This is a genomic window from Streptomyces sp. P9-2B-2, from assembly GCF_030406865.1.
Lineage (GTDB): Bacteria > Actinomycetota > Actinomycetes > Streptomycetales > Streptomycetaceae > Streptomyces > Streptomyces platensis.
On sequence record NZ_CP129126.1, the window covers coordinates 8,287,618 to 8,309,061 of the forward strand.

24 protein-coding genes and 1 riboswitch are annotated in these 21,444 nt (G+C 71.6%); of the genes, 9 read left to right on the plus strand and 15 right to left on the minus strand.

What is annotated here, in order from left to right; all coding sequences use genetic code 11:
* Positions 1-38: 38 nt before the first annotated feature.
* From QT196_RS36410 to QT196_RS36430, 5 genes are all read right to left on the minus strand, one after another.
* Positions 39-464 carry a GNAT family N-acetyltransferase gene (locus QT196_RS36410; protein WP_168482954.1) on the minus strand — a complete coding sequence of 142 codons (426 nt, stop codon included), beginning with the start codon at positions 462-464 and terminating at the stop codon, positions 39-41.
* Between the two features lie 80 nt (positions 465-544).
* Entirely contained in the window at positions 545-1,000 is a 456-nt protein-coding gene (locus QT196_RS36415) for a MaoC family dehydratase (RefSeq protein ID WP_168482955.1), read from the minus strand.
* A gap of 53 nt (positions 1,001-1,053) precedes the next feature.
* A complete protein-coding gene (locus QT196_RS36420; protein WP_290356457.1) occupies positions 1,054-2,556 on the minus strand; it encodes a long-chain fatty acid--CoA ligase in 1,503 nt (500 codons plus the stop codon).
* Between the two features lie 13 nt (positions 2,557-2,569).
* Positions 2,570-3,463, minus strand: coding sequence for an amidohydrolase family protein (locus QT196_RS36425; protein ID WP_290356458.1), 894 nt, complete (start codon positions 3,461-3,463; stop codon positions 2,570-2,572).
* Between the two features lie 4 nt (positions 3,464-3,467).
* Positions 3,468-4,397 carry an SDR family oxidoreductase gene (locus QT196_RS36430; protein WP_290356459.1) on the minus strand — a complete coding sequence of 310 codons (930 nt, stop codon included), beginning with the start codon at positions 4,395-4,397 and terminating at the stop codon, positions 3,468-3,470.
* A 230-nt stretch (positions 4,398-4,627) separates the two neighbouring features.
* Between QT196_RS36430 and QT196_RS36435 the strand changes: the two genes are divergently transcribed.
* Positions 4,628-5,050, plus strand: coding sequence for a MarR family winged helix-turn-helix transcriptional regulator (locus QT196_RS36435; RefSeq protein WP_168484246.1), 423 nt, complete (start codon positions 4,628-4,630; stop codon positions 5,048-5,050).
* Between the two features lie 21 nt (positions 5,051-5,071).
* Here the strand turns inward: QT196_RS36435 and QT196_RS36440 are convergent, their stop codons facing one another.
* Entirely contained in the window at positions 5,072-6,553 is a 1,482-nt protein-coding gene (locus QT196_RS36440) for an APC family permease (protein WP_290356460.1), read from the minus strand.
* Positions 6,554-6,977: 424 nt separating this feature from the next.
* Here QT196_RS36440 and QT196_RS36445 point away from each other — a divergent pair, with 424 nt between their 5' ends.
* The 4 genes from QT196_RS36445 (at position 6,978) to QT196_RS36460 (ending at position 10,019) form a co-directional block, all read left to right on the plus strand.
* Entirely contained in the window at positions 6,978-8,066 is a 1,089-nt protein-coding gene (locus tag QT196_RS36445) for a cytosine permease (protein ID WP_290356461.1), read from the plus strand.
* A gap of 560 nt (positions 8,067-8,626) precedes the next feature.
* Positions 8,627-9,256 carry a CAP domain-containing protein gene (locus tag QT196_RS36450; protein WP_266736707.1) on the plus strand — a complete coding sequence of 210 codons (630 nt, stop codon included), beginning with the start codon at positions 8,627-8,629 and terminating at the stop codon, positions 9,254-9,256.
* A 122-nt stretch (positions 9,257-9,378) separates the two neighbouring features.
* Positions 9,379-9,651, plus strand: a complete 273-nt coding sequence (locus QT196_RS36455; protein ID WP_063770822.1) for a toxin-antitoxin system HicB family antitoxin — start codon at positions 9,379-9,381, stop codon at positions 9,649-9,651.
* Positions 9,648-10,019 (plus strand): fic family toxin-antitoxin system, toxin component, encoded by a 372-nt coding sequence (locus QT196_RS36460; RefSeq protein ID WP_168482962.1) that lies wholly within the window; start codon positions 9,648-9,650, stop codon positions 10,017-10,019. The genes QT196_RS36455 and QT196_RS36460 overlap by 4 nt, the downstream gene beginning before the upstream one ends.
* Before the next feature lie 22 nt (positions 10,020-10,041).
* Here the strand turns inward: QT196_RS36460 and QT196_RS36465 are convergent, their stop codons facing one another.
* The 4 genes from QT196_RS36465 to bioB form a co-directional block, all read right to left on the minus strand.
* Positions 10,042-10,713, minus strand: coding sequence for a class I SAM-dependent methyltransferase (locus tag QT196_RS36465; RefSeq protein WP_266736712.1), 672 nt, complete (start codon positions 10,711-10,713; stop codon positions 10,042-10,044).
* A gap of 198 nt (positions 10,714-10,911) precedes the next feature.
* Positions 10,912-11,613 carry a dethiobiotin synthase gene (gene bioD / locus QT196_RS36470; protein ID WP_168482964.1) on the minus strand — a complete coding sequence of 234 codons (702 nt, stop codon included), beginning with the start codon at positions 11,611-11,613 and terminating at the stop codon, positions 10,912-10,914.
* 130 nt (positions 11,614-11,743) lie between these two features.
* Positions 11,744-13,048: an adenosylmethionine--8-amino-7-oxononanoate transaminase gene (locus tag QT196_RS36475; RefSeq protein ID WP_168482965.1), complete on the minus strand. Its 1,305-nt coding sequence runs from the start codon at positions 13,046-13,048 to the stop codon at positions 11,744-11,746.
* Positions 13,041-14,204: a biotin synthase BioB gene (bioB, locus tag QT196_RS36480; RefSeq protein WP_168482966.1), complete on the minus strand. Its 1,164-nt coding sequence runs from the start codon at positions 14,202-14,204 to the stop codon at positions 13,041-13,043. Before bioB ends, QT196_RS36475 begins: the two co-directional genes overlap by 8 nt.
* 156 nt (positions 14,205-14,360) lie before the next feature.
* Between bioB and QT196_RS36485 the strand changes: the two genes are divergently transcribed.
* Positions 14,361-15,587, plus strand: a complete 1,227-nt coding sequence (locus QT196_RS36485) for an 8-amino-7-oxononanoate synthase (protein ID WP_290356464.1) — start codon at positions 14,361-14,363, stop codon at positions 15,585-15,587.
* A 279-nt stretch (positions 15,588-15,866) separates the two neighbouring features.
* The gene (locus tag QT196_RS36490; protein WP_290356465.1) at positions 15,867-16,295 is read left to right on the plus strand and encodes an ATP-binding protein; all 429 of its coding nucleotides are present in this window, start codon (positions 15,867-15,869) and stop codon (positions 16,293-16,295) included.
* A 30-nt stretch (positions 16,296-16,325) separates the two neighbouring features.
* On the opposite strand, the gene QT196_RS36495 is transcribed toward QT196_RS36490, so the two are convergent.
* Positions 16,326-17,243 carry a LysR family transcriptional regulator gene (locus QT196_RS36495; protein ID WP_290356466.1) on the minus strand — a complete coding sequence of 306 codons (918 nt, stop codon included), beginning with the start codon at positions 17,241-17,243 and terminating at the stop codon, positions 16,326-16,328.
* Positions 17,244-17,314: 71 nt separating this feature from the next.
* Here QT196_RS36495 and QT196_RS36500 point away from each other — a divergent pair, with 71 nt between their 5' ends.
* Positions 17,315-17,965: a LysE family transporter gene (locus QT196_RS36500; RefSeq protein WP_290356467.1), complete on the plus strand. Its 651-nt coding sequence runs from the start codon at positions 17,315-17,317 to the stop codon at positions 17,963-17,965.
* Between the two features lie 154 nt (positions 17,966-18,119).
* On the opposite strand, the gene QT196_RS36505 is transcribed toward QT196_RS36500, so the two are convergent.
* The 3 genes from QT196_RS36505 to QT196_RS36515 all read right to left on the minus strand — a co-directional run bounded on the left by QT196_RS36505 (position 18,120) and on the right by QT196_RS36515 (position 20,023).
* Positions 18,120-18,593 carry a C40 family peptidase gene (locus QT196_RS36505; RefSeq protein ID WP_168482970.1) on the minus strand — a complete coding sequence of 158 codons (474 nt, stop codon included), beginning with the start codon at positions 18,591-18,593 and terminating at the stop codon, positions 18,120-18,122.
* Positions 18,594-18,597: 4 nt separating this feature from the next.
* Positions 18,598-18,796: riboswitch (cyclic di-AMP (ydaO/yuaA leader) on the minus strand.
* A gap of 276 nt (positions 18,797-19,072) precedes the next feature.
* Positions 19,073-19,381, minus strand: a complete 309-nt coding sequence (locus QT196_RS36510) for a hypothetical protein (RefSeq protein WP_168482971.1) — start codon at positions 19,379-19,381, stop codon at positions 19,073-19,075.
* Positions 19,382-19,387: 6 nt separating this feature from the next.
* The gene (locus QT196_RS36515) at positions 19,388-20,023 is read right to left on the minus strand and encodes an ATP-dependent Clp protease proteolytic subunit (RefSeq protein WP_168482972.1); all 636 of its coding nucleotides are present in this window, start codon (positions 20,021-20,023) and stop codon (positions 19,388-19,390) included.
* Positions 20,024-20,080: 57 nt separating this feature from the next.
* On the opposite strand from QT196_RS36515, the gene QT196_RS36520 reads away from it, so the two are divergent.
* Positions 20,081-20,395, plus strand: coding sequence for a type II toxin-antitoxin system Phd/YefM family antitoxin (locus QT196_RS36520; RefSeq protein WP_290356468.1), 315 nt, complete (start codon positions 20,081-20,083; stop codon positions 20,393-20,395).
* A gap of 38 nt (positions 20,396-20,433) precedes the next feature.
* Here QT196_RS36520 and QT196_RS36525 read toward each other — a convergent pair whose 3' ends face one another.
* Positions 20,434-21,378 (minus strand): M28 family metallopeptidase, encoded by a 945-nt coding sequence (locus QT196_RS36525; protein ID WP_168482974.1) that lies wholly within the window; start codon positions 21,376-21,378, stop codon positions 20,434-20,436.
* Positions 21,379-21,444 lie beyond the last annotated feature (66 nt).

Genomic DNA, 21,444 nt, shown 5'->3' on the forward strand with positions numbered 1-21,444 from the left:
CCGCCCCGGGGTCGGGACGGGCTCCGGGGTTGCCGGGCTCAGCTGTCGAGGTGTTTGACCCAGCGGCTCCACTGGGGCTCGGGTGCGTAACCCGCGGCGCGCCACGCATGCTGCGCCGGCTCATTGCGGTCCAGCACCATCGCATCGCCGCGCCGGCCGCCCAGCGCGCGGAACCGCTCCTCGGCGGCCGCCAGCAGTGCGGCGCCGATGCCCTGCCTGCGGTGCCCGGGGTGGACGGCCAGCCGGTAGAGATGACAGCGCCAGCCGTCGAAGCCGGCTATCACGGTGCCGGTGAGCACTCCGTCGCGCTCGGCGAGGAGCAGAGCCTCCGGGTCCCGGGTGACGAGCCGGACCATTCCGTCGTGGTCGTCGCTGATGCTGGTGCCTTCCGCGGCCGTGCGCCAGAACGTCAGCACGGTGTCGATGTCCGACGGGGCGGCGCTGCGGATGTGGAGATCGCTCATGGGGTGAGCCAAGCAGAGCGCCGACCCGATCGGCGACCCCTTTCCGTACGAAAGAGGCCAGGTCCCGGGGCCGCCGGGGCTCAGACGTAGAAGCGCGTGACGCTCTGGAGCACGGCGGCGGGTTTGCTGCCGCCCTCGATTTCTATCGTGCCGTCCACCGTCATCTGCACGCCGCCGCTGATGTCGTCGACGGAGGCGAGGACGGCGGTCAGCCGGAGGCGGCTGCCGACCGGGACGGGGGCGGGGAAACGGACCTTGTTGAGGCCGTAGTTGACCTTGGTGGTGACGCCTTCGACGTCGAGCAGGTCGGTGAACAGCGGGATGAACAGGGCCAGCGTCAGATAGCCGTGCGCGATGGGGGCGCCGAACGGCCCCTGCCGCGCGCGTTCGACGTCGACATGGATCCACTGGTGGTCGCCGGTGGCGTCGGCGAATCCGTTGACGCGGTCCTGGGTGATGTCGATCCAGTCGCTGGTGCCGAGCACGCTGCCGGACAGTTTCTTGAGCTCGTCGATGCCATGGACGGAAACAGTCACGTGATTCTCCTCGGGGAGGGCGGAAAGGGGGGCGGAACGGAAGGGGGCGGTGGTCAGCGTGCGCCGTACCGGGCCCGGACCTGCTGTTTGGCGAGCTTTCCCGAGGCGGTGCGCGGGAGTTCACCGGCCACGACCAGGGTCTTCGGGATCTTGTACTTGGCGAGCCGGCCGGCCAGCGAGGTGAGGATCCCGGCCGGATCGAGCACGGCCCCTTCGCGGGGGACGACGACCGCGCGGCCGACCTCGCCCCACACGTCGTCGGGTACGCCGATGACCGCGCATTCGGCGATATCGGGGTGGGCGAGGAGGGCGTTCTCGACCTCGGCGGGGTAGATGTTCTCCCCGCCCGAGATGATCATGTCCTTGAGGCGGTCGACGATGGTGACATAGCCGTCGGAGTCGATCCGCGCGGCGTCCCCGGTCCGGAACCAGCCGTCGGTGAACGCCGCCGCGCTCTCCTCGGGCAGCCCCCAGTACCCGGGCATGACATGTGGCCCGCGGACGACCACCTCGCCGGTCTCTCCCACGTCCACCGGCGTCAGGTCGGGCCGGGCGACGCGTACCTCGCTGAAGAAGTGCGGGACGCCCGCGGAACCGGCCTTGCTGACGGCGTGTTCGGCGTCGAGGGAGAGGGCGCCGGGGGCCGTCTCCGTCATCCCGTACCCCTGGAGGAACGACAGACCGCGGTGCTGGTAGGTCTCGATGAGCGAGCCGGGGACCGGTGCGCCGCCGCAGGTGAGGGTGCGCAGCGAGGAGAGGTCCGCCTGCTGCCAGCGGGGCCGGCCGGCGAGCCGGCTGTACATGGCCGGTACCCCGAACATGAACGTCACACGGTGCTCCTCGATCAGATCGAGAGCCGCGTCGGGGTCGAAGGACCCGGTCAGGACGCAGGCGCCGCCCTTCAGCAGCACCGGCAGGGTGAGCATGTTCAGCGCGGCGGTGTGGAACAGCGGCGCCGACACCAGTGCCACCTCGTCGGCCGTCAGGTCGCTGTCCACCAGGACATTGACCGCGTTCCAGGTGAGGTTGGCGTGGGTGAGCATCGCGCCCTTGGGGCGGCCCGTCGTGCCCGAGGTGTACATGATGAGGCCCACCTCGTCGCTGCCGACGGGTTCGTCGACCGGGTCGTTGGAGGAGGCCGCGAGGAGTCCCTCGTACTCCGGGCCCACGGTGACGGTTCTCCGCAGGTCCACGGCGTCCCGCAGTGCGTCGACGACGGCTGCCTGCGCCGGGGAGTGCACCAGCACACTCGTCCCGGAGTCCGTCAGCTGGTAGGCGATCTCGGGTGCGGCGAGGCGGGTGTTGAGCGGTACGAACACCGCGCCGAGCAGACCGGCCGCGAAGAACGTTTCCAGGAAGGACGGGTGGTTGGGGCCGAGGTAGGCGACCCGGTCGCCGCGCCGGACCCCCGCTGCGCGCAGCGCGTGGCCCAGCCGGGTGGTGCGCTCGTGGAGTGCGGCATAGGAGGTCGGCACGCCCTCATGGAGAAGGGCGGTGCGACCGGGGGTCTTACGGGCCCGGCGGGCGGGCCACGACCCCAGTCCCTCGTTGCGCATCACAATCTCCTTGTCAGGAGCGGGACTCGGTGTCCTGATCGGCGAGCCCGAGGAGCCGGGCGGCGTTGTCCTTGAGGATCTTCGGCCTGACCTCGTCCTTGAGCGGGAGCTTGGCGAAGTCGGCGAGCCAGCGGTCGGGCGTGAGGACGGGGTAGTCGGAGCCGAAGAGCACCTTGTCCTGGAGCAGCGAATTGGCGTAGTGGACGAGCTGTTTCGGAAAGTACTTGGGCGACCATCCGGACAGGTCGATATGCACGCCCGGTTTGTGGGTCGCGACGGCGAGCGCCTCGTCCTGCCAGGGGAACGACGGATGCGCCAGGATGATCTTCATCTGCGGGAAGTCGGCGGCGACGTCATCGACATACAGCGGATTGGAGTACTTCAGCCGGATGCCGCCCCCGCCGGGCACACCGGCGCCGATACCGGTCTGGCCGGTGTGGAAGAGCGCGATGGACCCGGTCTCCTCGATCACCTCGTACAGCGCGTAGGCGAGATCGCGGTCGTTGGGGAAGAAGCCCTGGATGCTGGGGTGGAACTTGAAACCCCGGACGCCGTACTCCTCCACCAGTCTCCGGGCCTGTTTGACGGCGGCCCTGCCCCGGAAGGGGTCGAGCGAGGCGAAAGGGATCAGCACGTCGGGGTGGGCGGCCGCGGCCTCCGTGACCTCCTCGTTGGGCACCGGCGGCGTGCCGGTGGCGGATTCGGCGTCGATGGTGAAGACGACGGCGGCCATCCGCCGTTCCCGGTAGTACGCGGCCATCTCCTCCAGAGTGGGCTTGCGCGTGCCCTCGACCTTGAAATAGGCGCTGGAGGCGTCGTACAGGCCGTCGTCCAGGGCATGGGCGCCCTTGGCGGACACCTCGGCATGGGTGTGGACGTCGATCGCGACGAGTTCGTCGGTGTTCATCGGGTCACCGGCCCTTCGGAGCGGGGATGCCGACCGTCTGCGGAGCGCTGCCCACCGAGTGATGCCAGGTGGCGGCGATGCTCTCCGGCGTCCAGCCACCGTCGGCGTAGGCGATCGAGACCTCCTGCGGATGCGACCACAGTGCGAGCTTGTCACCCCCGATGCCGATGCACTGCCCGGTGACGTCACGCGCCGCGTCGGAGGCGAGGAACGGCAGGAGCGCGGCACAGTCCTCGGGGGTGCCGAACCCCTCGCCCTTGCGCAGGAACTCCGGCAGCGGCTCCCCGCGGTGCAGGGCCTCGACGTACGGGGCGAAGGCCGGGATCGTCTCGGTCATGGCGGTGGCCGCCACCGGGACGACGGCATTGACGGTGATGCCCGCCCGGCCCAGCTCCATCGACCAGGTGCGCACCATGGCGCCGATACCGGCCTTGGCCGCGGCGTAGTTGGTCTGGCCGAAGTTGCCGCGCTGGCCGGCCGGTGAGCCGATCAGGATCAGGCTGCCGCCCTCGCCCTGTTCCTGCAGGTGGACCGCGGCGGCGCGGGCGCAGGTGAAGGTGCCCCGCAGATGCGTGGTGACGACGCTGTCGAAGTCGTCGTCCGTCATCTTCCACAGGACGCGGTCCCGCAGGATCCCGGCGTTGGTGACCATGATGTCGAGCCGCCCGAACTCCTGGACGGCGCGGGCGACCAGACGGTCCGCGGCCTCGGTGGTGCCGACGGCCACCACCTCGGCCACCGCCCGGCCGCCCGCTTCGGTGAGGGACCGGACGGCCTGTTCGGCGATCCCGGCGTCCACGTCATTGACGACGACGGCGGCACCGGCCCGGGCCAGCGCGGTGGCGTAGGCGAGGCCGAGGCCCCGGCCGGAGCCGGTCACCACGGCCACCTTGCCGCTGAGGTCGGTGGAGGGAGGGGGAGTGGGGTCTGACACGGCGATGTGCTCCTTCGCTTGGGAGGGAGGGTGCGGGAGCCCTGGGCTGCGGCTCGGCGCGGTCCGACTCTCACGAAGGAAGCTAAGACCAATCATTGTTGTCGTCAATAGTTGCCGTGAACCTCGGTATGCTCCATGCTGAGTCCGCACCCTCCCCACCCGCGCTCCCGTTCCCACGGGACCTCACACCGGAGTCAGAGATCGCCGAGACCGACGCCGACGTCCCCTGGATGCGCGCCCTCCACGCCGACACCGGCTACCTGCTGTACCGCCTCGGCCTGCGGTCGGGAAGCATGTTCAACACGGCGCTCCAGGAGTACGGCCTGCGGCTGCGCCACTACGCCCTGCTCCGGTATCTGACGACCGTGGAAGGCGCCCTGCAACGGGAGTTGAGTGAACGGCTGGGCTACGACCCGAGCGCGATCGTGAGCCTGGTCGACGACCTCCAGGACCTCGGCTACGTCGAACGCCGGCCCGCCCCGGGCGACCGCCGCAGCCGCATCGTCGTCCTGACGGACCAGGGCCGCAGCGCCCTGCGCGACACCGACGAGTCCAGCCGTCAGGTCACCGACGAACTGCTCGTCCCGCTCGACGCCGGTGAACGGGACCAGCTGCACGCACTGCTGCTCCGGGTCGCCGAGCCGGAGCAGTGATCCCGCCGGTCCGGACCCGCGCTAACGGGCCGGGCCGGCCTGGCGCTCCTCGTCCCGGGGCCGGGTGCGCCTGCGCTGCGTGAGGTACCCGGCGACGGCGACCGCCAGCAGCAGGGCGACGGTGCCGAGGGTGAACGCCTCGAAGGTGAGCCGGGAGACGCCCCAGACCGCCCGGAAGTCGTACGGGAGGCCGAAGAGCTGCTCCAGGGTGCCGGGAAACAGCGCCACCCATGAGCCGAGCACGATCCAGGCGTAGACGAGCAGCGTCGCCACGGTGAACCCACGGGTGCCGAACGGGACCTGGTAGGGCCGGGGCACCTCGCGGTGGCGCAGCCGCAGCGTCAGCAGCGAGGGGACCACGGCGAGATAGGACAGCAGCAGGGTGGTGATCGCGACGGTCAGTACTACGCCGAAGACCGCCGAGGCGTCCCCCTTCGCCAGGTTCATCGCGGCGGCCATGAACACGGTGGCGGTGACCCCGGAGAGCAGATTCATCCGGACCGGCGTCCCCAGCCGCGGATGGAAGGCGCCCAGGCCCCGGCTGAAGAACCCGCCGTCGGCGGCCGCCATCGCCTGTATCCGGTCGGCGACGATCATCCAGGCGCTGCCCTGCGTCAGCAGCGCCACCACGAACAGCACCGCGACGAAGGTCAGCACCGGTTCGCGCCCGTCGCCGTAGATCCCGAAGACCAGCCGGGCGGCATCCATGAAGCCGCCGACACCGGTGACCTCGCCGGGCGGCGCGGCCGAGAGAATGGCCAGCACCGGCAGCAGATAGCAGCAGATGGCGATGGCCCCCGACACCCCGATCGCCACCGGCACATCGCGCTGCGGAGCGAGCATCTCGTCGCCCGCCGCATTGGGCGCCTCGAACCCGACGAACGCGAACAACAGCACCGGCACCAGCGCCAGAAACCCCAACCCGGTGGGGGAGAAGTCGGCGCTCTGGAGCCCTCGGAAGCCGTGCTGGATCCCGTACGCCACAGCCGTACCGGTGAAGAAGGCCAGCGCCAGCACCTTGGCCCCGGCGCCGGCCGTGGTGATCCACTTGCCGCGGCGCAGCGAGACCACCGCAGTGAGGATCGCGGCCCAGATGAAGGCCAGTTTGAAGGCGTAGTCCGCCACCGTCCCCGAGCCGAGCGGGAGGACGAAGCCGTCCCATGCCGCGGCTGCCACGAAGACCAGCGAACCGCCGAGCCAGACGGGGTTGGTGACCCAATAGAACATCGTGGTCAGCACGGCCGTCGGCCGCCCGAACGCCACCTCCACCCAGACGTAGGGCCCGCCCTCCTGTGGGAACGCGGCCCCGGTCTCGGCGAACACCAGGGCGTAGGGCAGCAGGAACGTCACCGCGATGACCGCGATCCAGATGACGGCCTGTCCGCCGCCGGCGGCGATCTGCCCGATCACATCGAAGGAGATCACGGCGGCGACGCCCATCGCCATGATGTCGAAGCGCCGCAGACTCCGCTTCAGATTCGGAACGGGGGCGGGGACGGACACGGCGTGGTCCTCCTGATGGCCGGTGCGGTCGCGGTCGGTCCGGTCCGTCGCTGCCCTCCGGGGGCCGGGCCCGCGACGGTCACATCGTGCGGCATCGGCTCCGGCCACATCGGCAGCGGCACGCCCTGCGCCGGACGCGTCGGCCGGTCGTCCGGGCCGCCGCCGTCGTCCGTCGAGTCGCGCCCCGGCGGCCGGTGGAGAACCGCGTGGCCGCGCCGTGCGTCTCGCACCTCATGGAGATCCGGGGGAGGACGGATCTTGGTCATTGACCTGGTGGCCCGGGTACCCGAGACTCCGTTCAGCCCCCCTCGTCGGCCGCCGCCCCACCGGTCATCCGGCAGCTCCACGCTGCCCGTCCGCCGGTTGGCCGTCCCGTCACCCACCAGCCCGCGACCCCGCGCGGGCCAGCCACGAGGAGGCCGCCGTGACCGATCGGCACGGAGCCGCGCAGCCCGGCGCGGTCGAAACCCACACCGCCGACGAGGTGCCGGAGCGCGCACGGCACGGGGGTGTCCGTGCGCTGTTCACCCTCGGGTTCGCCACCCAGGTCGCCCCGTTGGCCCTGGTCACCGGCGCGATGGCGGTGCAGGTGTTCCATCAGCCGCTGTGGTCGGGCATCCTGGCGGTGCTCGTCGGACAGTTGCTGGGCGGGGCCTGTACGGCGTCGCGGTGGGCGCCGGGCCCGCAGCCCGGTGGGCCGCGCGGGCTCCGGAGCCGGGCCCGGTTCGGCTCGCCGGGCGCACTGCCGAGCGTGGCCGTCGCGGCCGCCGTGTACCTCGCGCTCTTCGCCGCTCACCTCGTGCTCGCCGGGCGGTCGCTGCACGCCCTCGCGCCCAACGTGCCGTTGGGCGCGGGCATCCTGCTCGCCGCCGTCGGCTCCGCGCTGCTCTGCCTGATCGGCCGGCGCCTGCTCCACCTCCTCCACAGGGCGGCGGCGGTGATCCTCGCCCTCGGCAGCCTGGCCGGCCTCGCGGTCGTCGTGGCCCGCGGCCTGCCCGCGGACGTCCTCACCCGGGGCGGCTTCACCTTCGCCGGCTGGCTCGCGATCGTCGCTCTCAGCGCCCTGTGGCAGCCGGCCCTCGCCCCGTACGTCGCGGACCCCGCGCGCTCGCTGCCCCGGCCCGCCCGTACCGCCGCCGCCTTCCGGGCGACCTACGGGGGCTCCTGCCTGGGCTCCCTGCTGCCGTTCCTGGCCGGTGCGGTCGTCGCCCCGGCCTGCCCGGGCCCGGACCCCGTCGCCGGATTCGACACCGCGGCCGGGGCGTTCGGACCGGTGCTGCTGGCACTCTTCCTTCTGATCCTCCTCCACCAGGGCGCGCTCACCCTCTACCGCGCGGTGCACAGGTGCGTGGAGCTGACCGTGACCGCGCCGCTGGACTTCCTGGGGGCGCGCTCCCGGCGGCGGTGCGACGGGGCAGCGGTGTTCAGCGTGCGCGAGCAGGCCGCCCGCATCCTCGATCCGCTCCGGCCGCTGTACCCGGAGGACGTACGAGGCTTCGCGGACACCCGTTAGGACACCCGCTGAAGGTGCCGCCCGCAGCCCGCTGCGCGACGAAAGAGCCCGGCCCGCCCAGGCCCAGAAATTCTATGCCTGGCCCGAAATTCCCTTTCCCTCCCCGGGAGTGGAAAGGCGCTGCGGCATCGTACGGAACTCGCGGGGGATTTACCAACTGCCGCCATATCTCCGGTGCAAGTTCCTTTGTGCAGAAGGTTTTCGGGGCGACCACACGGCCGAACTTCCTCCCCTTCGCAGAATCCGAAGTGTATTGGCCTCTCAACTGCCCTGCATAAAGGGGAAGTTGGGCACTGCCCGAGAGGTGCGAGGGGCTGAGGGTGGCGTGGCCATGCTTTCAAAGAGGGCTTAAAGCGGGCATGTTGCATCATTCCGGCCGCGCTCGGAGGGTGGTGGTGCATCTTCGGCCAATTCCGAGGCCGGAATGCTTTGTTACGGTGCCCCCTGTTCTCGGAAAGGCGGTTCGGGTGACCGAACGGGCCTGTGGGGAGTGGAGGGTGCCGTCGTGCGCCGTCCGCTTTCCGTTCCGGCATTCCCCCATGGAGACGATTTAGTTGAACGTGAAATTCTCTTCGGTGAAGCGCGAGGCGCGCGGTGCGCACCGGCGCCGGGCCCGGATGATTCCGATCGGCATCCTGGCCGCGGCCGGTGTCCTCGGTGGATCGCTGGCCGTGTTCAACTCCCAGGACCACGCGACGGCCAACGAGGCCTTCCCCCAGGCCTCGGGCAGCGCCACCCCCGACGCCACGCCGAGTGACCGGCCCTCCACGCCGGCGCCGAAGGCGACCAAGTCGGGGAACAGCAAGATCGACCGCTACGAGGCGGAAATCAACCGGCTGGTCAACAAGGCGCGGGTCGAGCACGGCTGTGCGCCCCTGCACCGCGACCCCCGTCTGGACAAGGCCGCCCGGCTGCACAGCCAGGACATGGCCACCCACAGCCACTACTCGCACACCTCCACCAACGGCAAGGGCCCGAAGGAGCGGATGGAGGCGCAGGGGTACGACGACGCCTCGGCGGAGAACATCGACGCCTGGCCGACGACCCCCCAGGGCGCTTTCGACGCCTGGATGCACAGCCCCGGCCACCGGGCCAACATCCTCGGCTGCCACTCCAAGGCCACCGGCATAGGTGTCGCCCTGGGCGGTAAGCACCGGGCCTACTGGACCCAGGACTTCGGCTACAAGTAAAGCCGGGCCGTGGGCGCCGCCTGCCCGGATGCCGCGCAGCGGAGCATCCGGGCAGGCGGACCCGGGATCTCCGCCGCCCCCGCCGCTTGCCGCTGCTAGCGGATGCGCGCTAGCTTTGAGGGGTGGCGAAGACGCAGCTGAACGTCAGGGTGGACGAAGCCACTGCTGAAGCGGCGCGAGAGCGCGCCACGCAGCGGGGAGTGAGCATGAACCGCTATATCGAGGAGCTCGTCCTCAAGGACGCCGGCGAGGTCGGCCAGACCTTCGTCGAGGCCGCCTCCGACTTCATGAAGCAGTACGAGCGTGTCTTCGCCGAGGAATTCGGCCGGCAAGAGGGCAGCCCCCCTGCCACCCCGGGCACCACCGACCACGAAGGACTGCCGGGCACCACGTGACACTGCGCATCGACCTCGCCTGGCTCCTTCTGATCGCCGAACAGCACACCCCCGGAGACCCCCAGGTCACCGACTGGGGCGCCCTGGTGGCCGCCGTCAGCCGCCATGAAGCCGAGATATTCGGTGTGCCCGTCTACACCGGTCCCCAGGACCGCGCCGCCGCGCTGCTCCAACTCCTGCTCCAGGTACCGGCGCTGGAGGAGGCGAATGCGATGTTCGCGACGGCCGTCGCCTATGGCTACCTCGTCGCCAGCGGTCTGAAGATCGCCACCTCCCCCGAGCAGGTCCGCGACCTCGCCCGCCTCGTCAAGGACGGTACGGCCGACGTCGGGGCCATCGCGGACGAGCTGCGCACCTGGACGGTCTGAGCGCCGCCCGCACGCGGGCCGCTCAGCCGGCCGGCCGCCGGGCCGTGCCCAGCACCGCCGGTGAGGTCGGCAGCGTCGGCCCGCGCTCCGGCACCCGCAGCCGGCGCACCCGCACCACCTCGAACCCGGCCGTACGGATCTCGCCCAGCGGGTCCCGGCCGGTGTGACAGCCGCCCATCAGCAGCGGCCAGACCGTCCGGTCCAGCGACCACTGCACCGCCGCCAGCCCCCGCCCCGCGGCCCGCCCGTGCTCGAAGAACCGCAGCTCACCGCCCGGCCGCAGCACCCGCCGCAGCTCCAGCAGCGCCCGCTGCACCTCACGCACCGAACACAGCACCAACGACGCCACCGCGGTGTCGAACGCTTCGCTCTTGACCGGCAGCGCCTCCGCCACCCCTGGCACCAGATCCACCGGCACCTCCGCATGCGCCGCCGCCGACCGGGCCACCTCCCGCAGGGTGGGCTCCGGCTCGATGGCCACCACCTCCGAGACGGTCCCCGGATAGTGCGCGAAGTTCAGCCCGGTGCCCGCGCCGACCTCGATGACGCGGCCGGTGGTGCCCGTCAGCAGCTCCTTCCGGAGCGCGGCCACCCCCGCCCGCGCATCCGCGGCCGGACCGCAGCAGCTCGCATAGAAACGGGCGAACACCGGGTGGTGCACCGTGCCCTGCGGAACTCTTCTGCGCTGCCACATGACGGACCCCTTCGCCGACGCTGCCCGCTCCTGGAGTCAGTTTCCCCACCGGGCGGTGAAGGAGTCACCGGGAGCCACCCCGTCAGCGGCCCGGACATCCGTACGAGGCGGGAGCGGCTCTCGCACCGAGGGCAGGTCCCGTCCTCTCTCACCACGCGCCGTCCGTGCGGCGGTGTGCCTGCCCGCGGCCGCACCCCGTCACGCGGGGATACGGAACGCCCCCGACCCGCCGAGCGCCGGTGCCAGCCAGTCCGGGGCCGCGGTGCGGAAGGCGTGCGGCGCGAGTCCGGCGGAACCCTCCGGGACCAGGCCGAGGAGCGGGGCGCCCGCGGCGTCCGGCAGGTCCGCCAGGTTGCAGCGGGACGCGAGGTCGGGCTCGGCCGGCCAGCTGCCGATGACGACGCCCGGGGAGTCGAGTCCGTACGAGCGCAGGGCCAGTGCGGTCAGCGCGGTGGTGTTGAGGGTGCCCAGGCCCGCCTGGGCGACCACCAGGACGGGGGCCCCGGCCAGCCGCGCGGCGTCGGCGAGCGTATGGCCGTCCGCGTCGAAGCGGACCAGCAGCCCGCCCGCGCCCTCGACCAGCACCAGGTCGTGCGAGGCGGCCAGTTTGGCGGCGGCCTCGGCGATGTCCCGCGGACCGACCGGCGGCAGACCGGCCCGCAGCGCGGCCGTCGCGGGCGCCAACGGTTCCGGGTAGCGGGCGAGTTCGACACCGGTGACCGGACCGGCCAGCCGCTCGACCTCCGCCACATCTCCCGGCTCGTGCGCCGTGACGCCGGTCTGGGCCGGTTTGAGCACGGCCACCGAACGGCCTTGGGCGAGCGCCGCCGCGGCGATCGCGGCCGTCGTCACGGTCTTGCCGATCTCCGTGCCCGTGCCCGTCACGAACAGCACCGACATGGTTGTGCCTCCGACTCTGCGCGGCCGATCCCGCGCGTAATGACTGGGAATGTTGCTGTGTGCCCGGTGCGCACGGCACCGGTACCGGGGGCGGCGGGGCGCGGAGACCCGGCCACCGCCGCCCGTGCGGTCAGCCCTCGCGCGCCGCCGCGCACACCGCGGCGCAGATGCGCGCCACATCGCCGTCGCCGGTGATGTACGGCGGCATGGTGTAGATCAGATCCCGGAACGGGCGCAGCCATACGCCCTCCCGGACCGCCGCCCGGGTCGCGGCCGCCATGTCCACCTCGTGGTCGAGCTGGACGACACCGATCGCGCCGAGGACCCGTACGTCACGCACCCCGGCGATGCTCCGGGCCGGGGCCAGACCGTCCCGCAGCCCGGCCTCGATCCGCTTGACCTCCTGCGCCCAGTCCTGGGACAGCAGCAGCTCGATCGAGGCATCGGCGACGGCCGCGGCCAGCGGATTGCCCATGAAGGTGGGACCGTGCGCCAGCACCGGCAGTGCGCCCCGGGAGATCCCGTCCGCCACCGCCGCCGTGCACAGCGTCGCCGCCAGGGTGAGATATCCGCCGGTCAGCGCCTTGCCCAGGCACATCACATCGGGTGCGACGCCCGCGTGTTCGGCGGCGAAGAGGGCGCCCGTACGGCCGAAGCCGGTGGCGATCTCGTCGAAGACGAGCAGCACGCCATGGGCGTCGCAGGCCTCCCGCAGCACCCGCAGATAGCCGGGGGAGTGGAACGACATCCCGCCCGCCCCCTGCACCACGGGCTCCACGATCACCGCCGCCAGCTCGTCGGCGTGCCGGGCGATCAGCTCGCGCAGCTGCGCGGCGTACGCCTCGTCCGGCGCCGCGTCGAAGCCTGCCGGCGGGGTGTCCGCGAAGACCTGCCGCGGCAGCGCCCCCTGCCACAGCTCATGCATCCCGCCGTCCGGATCGCACACCGACATCGGCTGCCAGGTGTCGCCGTGATAGCCGCCCCGCCAGGTCAGCAGCCGCTGTTTGCGGGGCTTTCCGAGCGAGCGCCAATACTGAAGGCACATCTTGACGGCGACCTCGACGGACACCGAACCGGAGTCGGCGAGGAAGACGTGCTCCAGCGGCTCCGGGGTGATGTCGACCAGCCGCTTCGCCAGCCGGACGGCCGGCTCATGGGTCAGCCCGCCGAACATCACATGGCTCATCCGCCCCAGCTGGCTCTGTGCGGCGTCATTGAGGACCGGGTGGTTGTAGCCGTGCACCGCCGACCACCAGGACGACATGCCGTCCACCAACTCGTCCCGGCCCTCGACCGGTTCGGCCAGCCGGAGCCGGACCCCGGACGCGGACTCCACCAGCAGCGGTGCGGCCTTGCCGGGCATCGGCCCGTACGGATGCCACACATGCTGCCGGTCGAGCGCGAGCAGTTCGCCGGGGGTGAGCGGCTCAGGCATTGGGCGGCAGTTCGGTACCGGCACCGCGGCGGCGCACCGAGACCAGATCACGGCGGGTGTCGTCGGACGGTGCCGTGACAGTGGCGGCGAGATCCGCGGCGTCGCCCTCCGCGTCGCCGGCCTCGCAGGCCGCCGCTCCGCCGCAGTCCGGCCGGCGGTGCTCGGGCAGCGTCGTGGTGTCCGTGCCCTCGACCTCGAACCCGGCGTCCGCGATCATCGCCAGGTCGTCCTTGCCGGCCTGGCCCTCACTGGTCAGATAGTCGCCGAGGAAGATGGAGTTGACCAGGTGAAGGGCGAGCGGCTGGAGACTGCGCAGATGGACCTCGCGGCCGCCGGCCAGCCGTACCTCGATGTCCGGGCAGACGAACCGCACCATCGCCAGGATGCGCATCGCGCGCTGCGGGGTGAGGTTCCACTCCTTGGCGAGCGGGGTGCCCTCGAACGGGATCAGGAAGTTGACCGGGACCGAGTCCGGGTCCAGTTCGCGCAGTGCGAAGACCACATCGACCAGGTCGGCGTCGCTCTCCCCCATACCGGCGATCAGCCCGGAGCAGGCGGACATCCCGGCGGCCTGGGCCTGCTGGACGGTGGACACCCGGTCCGAGAAGTCGTGCGTGGTGCAGATGTCGCCGTAGGTGGCTTCCGAGGTGTTCAGGTTGTGGTTGTACGCGTCGGCGCCCGCCTCGCGCAGCCGGCCGGCCTGGCCGTCGGAGAGCAGACCCAGGCAGGCGCAGACCTCCACACCCTCGTTCTGCTCCTTGATGGCGGAGATGGTCTCCGAGACACGGTCCACGTCCTTGTCCGTGGGGCCGCGGCCACTGGCCACCAGGCAGACACGCTTGGCGCCGCCGGCCACCCCGGCGGCCGCCGCCTTGGACGCGTCATCCGGCTTCAGCCAGGTGTACTTGAGGATCTCGGCCTTCGAGCCCAGCCGCTGGGAGCAGTACGAGCAGTCCTCGGGGCACAGGCCCGACTTGAGGTTGACGAGATAGTTGAGTTTGACCCGCCGCCCGAACCACTGGCGGCGCACCTTTCCGGCCGCGGCCACGACATCGAGCAGTTCGTCATCGGACGTCGCCAGCACGGCCAGCGCCTCTTCGCGGGTCGGCATCTCGCGCCGCAGTCCCTTGTCCACCAGTGTGTTCAGCAGCTCCATGGCGTTGATCCTGGCGTACGCCACCGCCTCCGGCCAAGGAGGATCTCCACAACGAGCTCCGATCGAGGTGTGTGTATCACCACACTGTGTGCGTGCGGAACGACCGCTAACGTCTATAGACAGCCGACAATCGAGGCCGACAGACGAAGGACGCCGATGCCGCAGGACTCCGCCCCGTCGCTGCTCCACGACACCGCGCCGGCGACCCCCGGCGAGCCCCCCGCCGAGCCCTCCCGGCCGGTGTATGACGCGGCGTTCGACTGGATCGACACGGCCCGTACCGCACGCCATCGTGCCGGACTGGTCCGCACGCTGCGCCCCCGCCCCGCCGACTCCCCGCTGCTCGATCTGGCCAGCAACGACTATCTCGGACTGGCCCGGCACCCCGAGGTCACCCGCGGTGCGGCCGCCGCCGCGCACCGCTGGGGCGCCGGCGCCACCGGCTCCCGGCTGGTCACCGGCAGCACCGAGCTGCACGCCCGGCTGGAGGCGGAACTCGCCGCGTTCTGCGGCTTCGAGGCCGCTTTGGTGCTGTCGTCCGGTTATGCCGCGAACCTCGCCGCCGTCACCGCGCTCACCGCTCCCGGCACCCTGGTCGTCTCCGACGCGGGCAACCACGCCTCCCTCATCGACGGCTGCCGGCTCTCCCGGGCCCGTACCGAAGTGACCCCGCACGCCGACCCCGAGGCCGTGTGCACGGCGCTGACCGGCCACGACGGCCGGGCGCTGGCCGTGACCGACGCGGTCTTCTCGGTCGACGGCGACGCCGCGCCGCTCCCCGCGCTCGCCGAGGCCTGCCGGTCCGCGGGCGCCGCGCTGCTCGTCGACGACGCGCACGGTCTGGGTGTCCTGGGCGACGGGGGCCGCGGCGCGCTGTGGGCCGCCGGGCTCGCCGGTGACGGCGATGTGGTGACCACCGTGACGCTCTCCAAGTCCCTCGGCTCCCAGGGCGGTGCGGTGCTCGGCCCGGCCCGGGTCATCGAGCACCTGGTCAACACCGCCCGGTCGTTCATCTTCGACACCGGACTCGCCCCGGCGGCGGTCGGCGGCGCCCTCACCGCGCTGCGGCTGCTGCGCCGCGAACCGCAGCGCGCCGCCCGGGCCGGCCAGGTCGCCCGGGAGCTGCACGAACGGCTGACCGCCGCGGGGCTGGCCGCGGTCCGGCCGGACGCCGCGGTGGTCTCGGTCCGCGCCCCCTCGCCGGAGGCGGCGGTCCGCTGGGCCGCCGACTGCCGTGCGGCCGGACTCGCCGTCGGCTGCTTCCGGCCGCCGTCCGTGCCCGACGGGATCTCCCGGCTGCGGCTCACCGCCCGCGCGGATCTGACGGACGCCCAGCTCGACACGGCGGTCGGCACGATCGTGGCCACGGCGCCGACGGCCTGACGCGGACGGCGTTCCGGGCCCGGCGGCCGTCGTCGGCCCTGATCCTGGGGGCCTGCGGAACCCGCCGGTGCGGTCCGTCCAAATCCGGTCTCGCGTGGCAGAGTTCACCGCAACGAGCGATAGGGCTCCGTATATGTGGGTGGATCGGGTATCTCATCGCCGGCGGGGGTGGCAGTCTGACGCCCAGCAGAAGCCCGAGGCCGCACCGGTGTCCGGAGCGGCATCCCGGGTCCGGTGCGCACCGGACCCGGGCCTCGGTGGGAAAGGGACGGCGCCTCGATGGCAGACCACCAAGCATCCTCACTGACTCTGCCGAGCGTCCCCGCCTCGGTCCGCACCGCCCGCAGCCACGCCCTCGCCGTGCTCGCCGAATGGGGCCTGCCCGTCGACTCCGCGCTCGCCGACTCCCTCCGGCTGATCGTCTCGGAACTCGCGACCAATGCCGTCGTGCACACCTTCGGCCGGTCGCCGGACTTCACCGTCGAGCTGCGGCTGGAGCGCGACGAGCAGCTGCGGGTCGGCATCACCGACAGCCATCCCCGCCGCCCGCGCCGACTGCCCGCCGCCGTCCAGCAGGACAACGGCCGGGGCCTGGTCATCATCCGCTGCCTCGCCGCGGAAGCCGGCGGCCGGCTCACGGTCGTCCCCACCGCGTCCGGCGGGAAGACCGTCTGGATCACCCTGCCGTGGCAGAACCCCGTCCGCTGACGACCTCTGCCGCACCCGGCGGGCCTCCGGCTACGGCGCGGGGGCGTGGCGGGTGAAGGCCCCGCGCAGCAGGGCGCGCAAGGTGTCCGCGGCCGGGGCGCCGCCGTCGGGGCGGTAGGCCACCGAGATGCGGCGGAGCAGCTCCGGCGGGTCCAGCCGGCGGACCCCCAGCGGGGTCACGGAGCCCTCCGCCATCATCTCCGGGACCACCGCCACCCCGAGCCCCGCGCTCACCAGCGCACACACCACCGCATAGCTCGGCGACTCACAGCGCACCGCCACACTCGCCCCGGCGGCCGCCAGCACCGCCTCCACGGCACGCCGGTTCGGATTGGCCGGTGCCATGCTGACCAGCGGCTGACCGGCCAGCTCGGCGAGCGGCAGACGTCCGGGGCCCGCCGAGAGGGCATGGCCCGGCGCGGTGACCAGCACCAGTTCCTCGGTCAGCAGCGGTTCGAGCCGCACCCCCTCCGGCCGTGGCATCGCCTCGCCCGGCACATACTCGTGCGTCAGCGCCAGATCGACCTCGCCCAGCGCCACCGCCGCGGTGGCCTGCGGAGGTACGTACTCCGTGACGCTCAGCTCCACATCGGGGTGCGCGCGCCGGAACGCGCTGAGCGCGGGCGGCAGCAGATGCGTCCCGGCGGTCATGAACGTGCCGACCCGCAGCCGGCCGCCGGACAGCCCCGTCAGCCGGGACAGCTCGTGCCGCGCCTGATCCAGCTCGTCGAGCACCCGCCGGGCCCGTACGAGCAGCAGCTCACCGGCCGCCGTCAGCCGTGCCCCGCGGTGGTGGCGCACCAGCAGCGCCGTCCCCGCCTCCCGCTCCAGCTTGGCGAGCTGCTGGGAGAGCGCGGGCGCGGTGTAGCCCAGCCGGTCGGCGGCTCTGCTGATCGAACCGGCCTCCGCCACCGCCACCAGAGCGGCCAGTCGCGTGGGGTCGTACATAAGAACCTCTTTAGGCTCCCCAAGAACATTGCCACTCCCCATTAAAGGCTCTGACCAGCGAAACTGCTCCCATGGACGGACAGCTGATCGCCTTCACCGGAGTAGCCGCCGGCATGGTCGCCATGCCGGGCGCGGACTTCGCGGTCGTGGTGCGCCACGCGCTCGACTCGCGCCGGGCGGGGGTGGCGGCCGCCGTCGGAGTGGCGGGCGGGCTGCTGGTGCACACCGCACTGGCGGTCGCCGGACTCGCGGCCGTGCTGGTCGCCGTGCCCGCACTCTTCGGCGCCGTCCAACTCCTCGGCGGTATCTATCTGTTGTACCTCGGAGTCGGTGCGCTGGTCGCGGCCGTCCGCCGCAGGGGAACGCCCGACGACGCCGCGACCGCCCCGGCCGACAGCCCGGTGGCCCGCCCGGGCACCACGGGGCGGAGCCTGCGCCAGGGCTTCCTGACCAACGCCCTCAACCCCAAGGCCCCGGTCCTCTTCCTCAGCCTGCTCCCGCAGTTCGTCCCGGCCGGCGAACCCGCCCTGCCCCGTACGCTCCTGCTCGCGACGATGGTCGTCGCCATGGCCCTGGTGTGGTTCCCCGCCGTCGCACTGCTCGTCGACCACCTGGGCGACTGGCTGCGCCGCCCCCGGGTCACCCGCGCCCTGGAAGCCGTCACCGGAGCGCTGCTCACCACGCTGGGCGGCATCCTGCTCGTCGAGGTCGTACTGGCCTGAAGGACGGGCAGCGGTTCGGCCACCGTCACCGAGCCGTCCGCGGGCGGGAAGCTTCCGCGCGCCGCGGACGTCAGCAGTGTGCTCAGCGGTGAGGTCAACCGGCCAAGTGGGCCAATCCCACTGACAATTGATCACACGTGAGACGAAATGCCGGTCAGCCCACACGTCCATAGGACACCGCGCCGCTCCAGATCCGCTCCAGCCGCACCACGCTCCCGGCCTTGGGCGCATGCCACATCCGGCCCCGGCCCGCGTAGATGCCGACGTGGTAAATGCCGCGTGCGGAACGGAAGAAGACCAGGTCACCGCGTCTGCGCACGGAGGCCGGGATATGCCGGGTGCGGACGTACTGGGCGGCGGCGGTACGGGGCAGGGCCCGCCCGGCGCGCTTGAACGAGTACAGCGTCAGGCCCGAACAGTCGAAGCGGTACGGCCCTTGGGCGCCGTATTGGTAGGGCGCGCCGCTCTTGGAGGCCGCGATGCGCAGCGCGTAGGCGGACACCGTCGCGGCTTCGGCGTTCCCGGTCTCTCCCGGGGCGACGGTTGTCCCGCCCAGGGTGACCAGCGTCAGAGCGGTGACGGTGCCGGCGCGCGCCAGCAGATTCGGCGTATGCATGCGCACAGTCATGCGCAAACCCTTCGTCAGCCGCCTGCGAAGGAAGACCTGTCGGGTTCGGGCAGGCGAAGATGCCCGGCCGTGCGTACGGCTTCACCCCAAGGAGCCCTCGGCCCTGAGGCCGGGACCCCGTCCTGCTCGGGTCCTCCGCTCCCGCCGATCCACAACGTCGACCGGACATCCGGTACGGCGGCGGGATTAGGCGCCCGTCCGGACCGCCCCGTCGCTGTGGCGGGGGCTTGCCGTCGAAGGGATCGTCACGCACCCGCCACCGGAATTCCGAGCTGAAAATGCCGTATGTGACATGCGTCACACTTCGCCTGAATGGTTACTTTTGTTCTCGCAAGTGCCGAGACGCGGAGCGTCACACCCTCTGGACCAGCGGCGAAACATCAATGGTCCAGGGAATTGCGTCTCCCCGCGCAATTCGACGCCTCCTCACATCGGGCCCGGACGCTACGCCGTATGCGCAGCTCCGTGTGCGTGTCGCGTCAACTCTCCGTGGCCGGCGGCATCGTCACGAGCCCGGCCCGGCGCTCGCCCTCCAATACCCGGAGCGCGCGGGCCAGGGTCTCGCGGTGCAGCTCGCTCTCGCCCCGGTCGTGCATCAGCGTCAGCGCGTCCCGCAGCCCGGCGGCCTTGCCGACCAGTGCCTGGGCGGCCCGCAGTCCGGAGTAGGTGTCGCCGCCCCGGGCCGGGTTGATCTTGCCCAGCAGGTCGAGCACCTCCAGATAGCGGTCGATCAGGTCGCCCTCGGCCCGTGTCAGGGCGGGCAGTGGCGGAAGTTCCGGCAGCAGCATCCGGGCTCACCGATCGCCGGGTTGGGGGGTGGACTGCTTGCGCTGACGGGTGAGTGCGTCGATCAGGCCGTACTCCCGGGCGGCTTCGGCGTCGAAGATCTTGTCGCGCTCGATATCGGCGGCGATCCGTTCCCGGGGCTGTCCGGTGTGCTCGGCCAGCATCCGCTCCAGCATGTCGCGGGTGCGCAGCAACTCCTCGGCCTCGATCTGGAGATCGGTGGCCTGGCCCTGGACGGGCTCGGGGAGCGAGGGCTGGTGGATCAGGATCCGGGCGCCGGGCAGGGCCAGCCGCTTTCCGGGGGTGCCGGCGGCCAGCAGGACCGCGGCGGCGGAGGCGGCCTGCCCGAGGCAGATGGTCTGCACATCGCACGACACGAAGCGCATCGTGTCGTAGATGGCGGTCATCGCCGTGAAGGAGCCGCCGGGGGAGTTGATGTAGAGCGCGATGTCCTGGTCGGGCGCGGCGTGTTCGAGGTGGATGAACTGCGCCATCACATCGTTGGCGGAGGCGTCGTCGACCGGGGTGCCCAGGAAGATGATGCGCTCACTGAGCAGCTTGGAGTACGGGTCCATGGTGCGCGTCCCCTGGGACGTGCGCTCGGTGAACTCCGGAAGGATGTAGCGGGCCATCGGTCGCAGCATGAGCATGCTCCTCTCTGTAAAAAATGTACAGGATGTACGTCCAGTTAGAATGGGAGCATGGCCTACGAAATTCCGGTGACGCAAGCCCGGGCCGAGCTGGCGGATCTGATCAACCGCGTTGTCTACGGCGGTGAGCGGGTGGTCGTCACCCGGCACGGCAAACCGCTGGTGGCGCTGGTATCCGCCGCTGACCTGGAGCTTCTTGATGAGCTGGGGCGGCGGGAGCAGGGTGCGGAGGAGGAGCAGGTGATCAGCACGGTCTCCGCCGTGCGACCGCTCCCGTCCGCTCCGGGCGAACGGCGGCGGTTCGGGATCGCCGCAGAACACCGCGACCCGGCTGCCGGGGACCGGCGACCGGGTCGCGAGAGCTGACGGTCAGCGAGCGCTGACCGTGCGGGGGTGCGGGTGGCTCAGGAGCTGAGCTCCCACAGCGCGTGGGCGATGGCGTCGGTGTTGTTGTCGAGCGCCTTGTCGTCGATGTTCTTCGCGGTGTCGCAGGCCTGGTGGTAGCAGGCGTCGAAGGCCTTGCCGGCCTCGCCGCCCCAGTTCTTCGCCTGCTCCTCGGTCTTCTTGTAGTCGGCGCCGGAGAAGAGGCCGCCGACGGCGATGCCCGCGTCCTTGAAGGAGGCGTGGTCCGAGCGGCCGTCGCCCTCGGTCTCCTTCTCGGTGGCGATGTTCTTCTTGGCGAAGAAGTCCTTGAAGACCTTCTCCAGGCGGGTGTCGTCGTCGTAGACGAAGTAGCCCGGGTTCGGCGAGCCGATCATGTCGAAGTTCAGGTAGGAGTCGATCTTCGACTTGTCGGCGCCGAGCTTGTCGACGTAGGCCTGCGAGCCGACCATGCCGTCCTCTTCGTCGCCGAACCAGGCGAATCGGAGGTGCTTGGTGGGCTTGAGGTCCGCCTTGGCGACGGCGAGCGCCACCTCCAGGATGCCGGCCGAACCCGAGCCGTTGTCGTTGATGCCGGGGCCGTCGGGGACCGAGTCCAGGTGGGCGCCGGCCATCACGGTCTTGCTCTCGTCGCCGCCCTTCCAGTCGGCGACCAGGTTGTAGCCCTTGGCGCCGCCGCCGTCGAACTCCTCGACCTTGGTGGTGAATCCGGCCTTGTCGAGCTTGCCCTTGATGAAGTCGACGGACGCCTTGTAGCCGGCCTGTCCGTGGGCGCGGTTGCCGCCGTTGGCGTCGGCGATCGACTGGAGCTGGTCCAGGTCGGCCTTGACGGACTTGACGTCGATGTCCGGGGCGGCCGCCGGCGCGGTCCCGGCGTAGGCGCCGGCCGCGGTGAAGACGGTGGCGGCGACGGCGGCGACGGCGCCCGTGGCCAGCGCGGCCCGGCGTATTCGCGTGGAACGAGTCACAGTGTTTGCTCCGATACTTGTGTGGGGGGATGGAGCTGTTTGACGCGCACATGAGAATTGCGATCA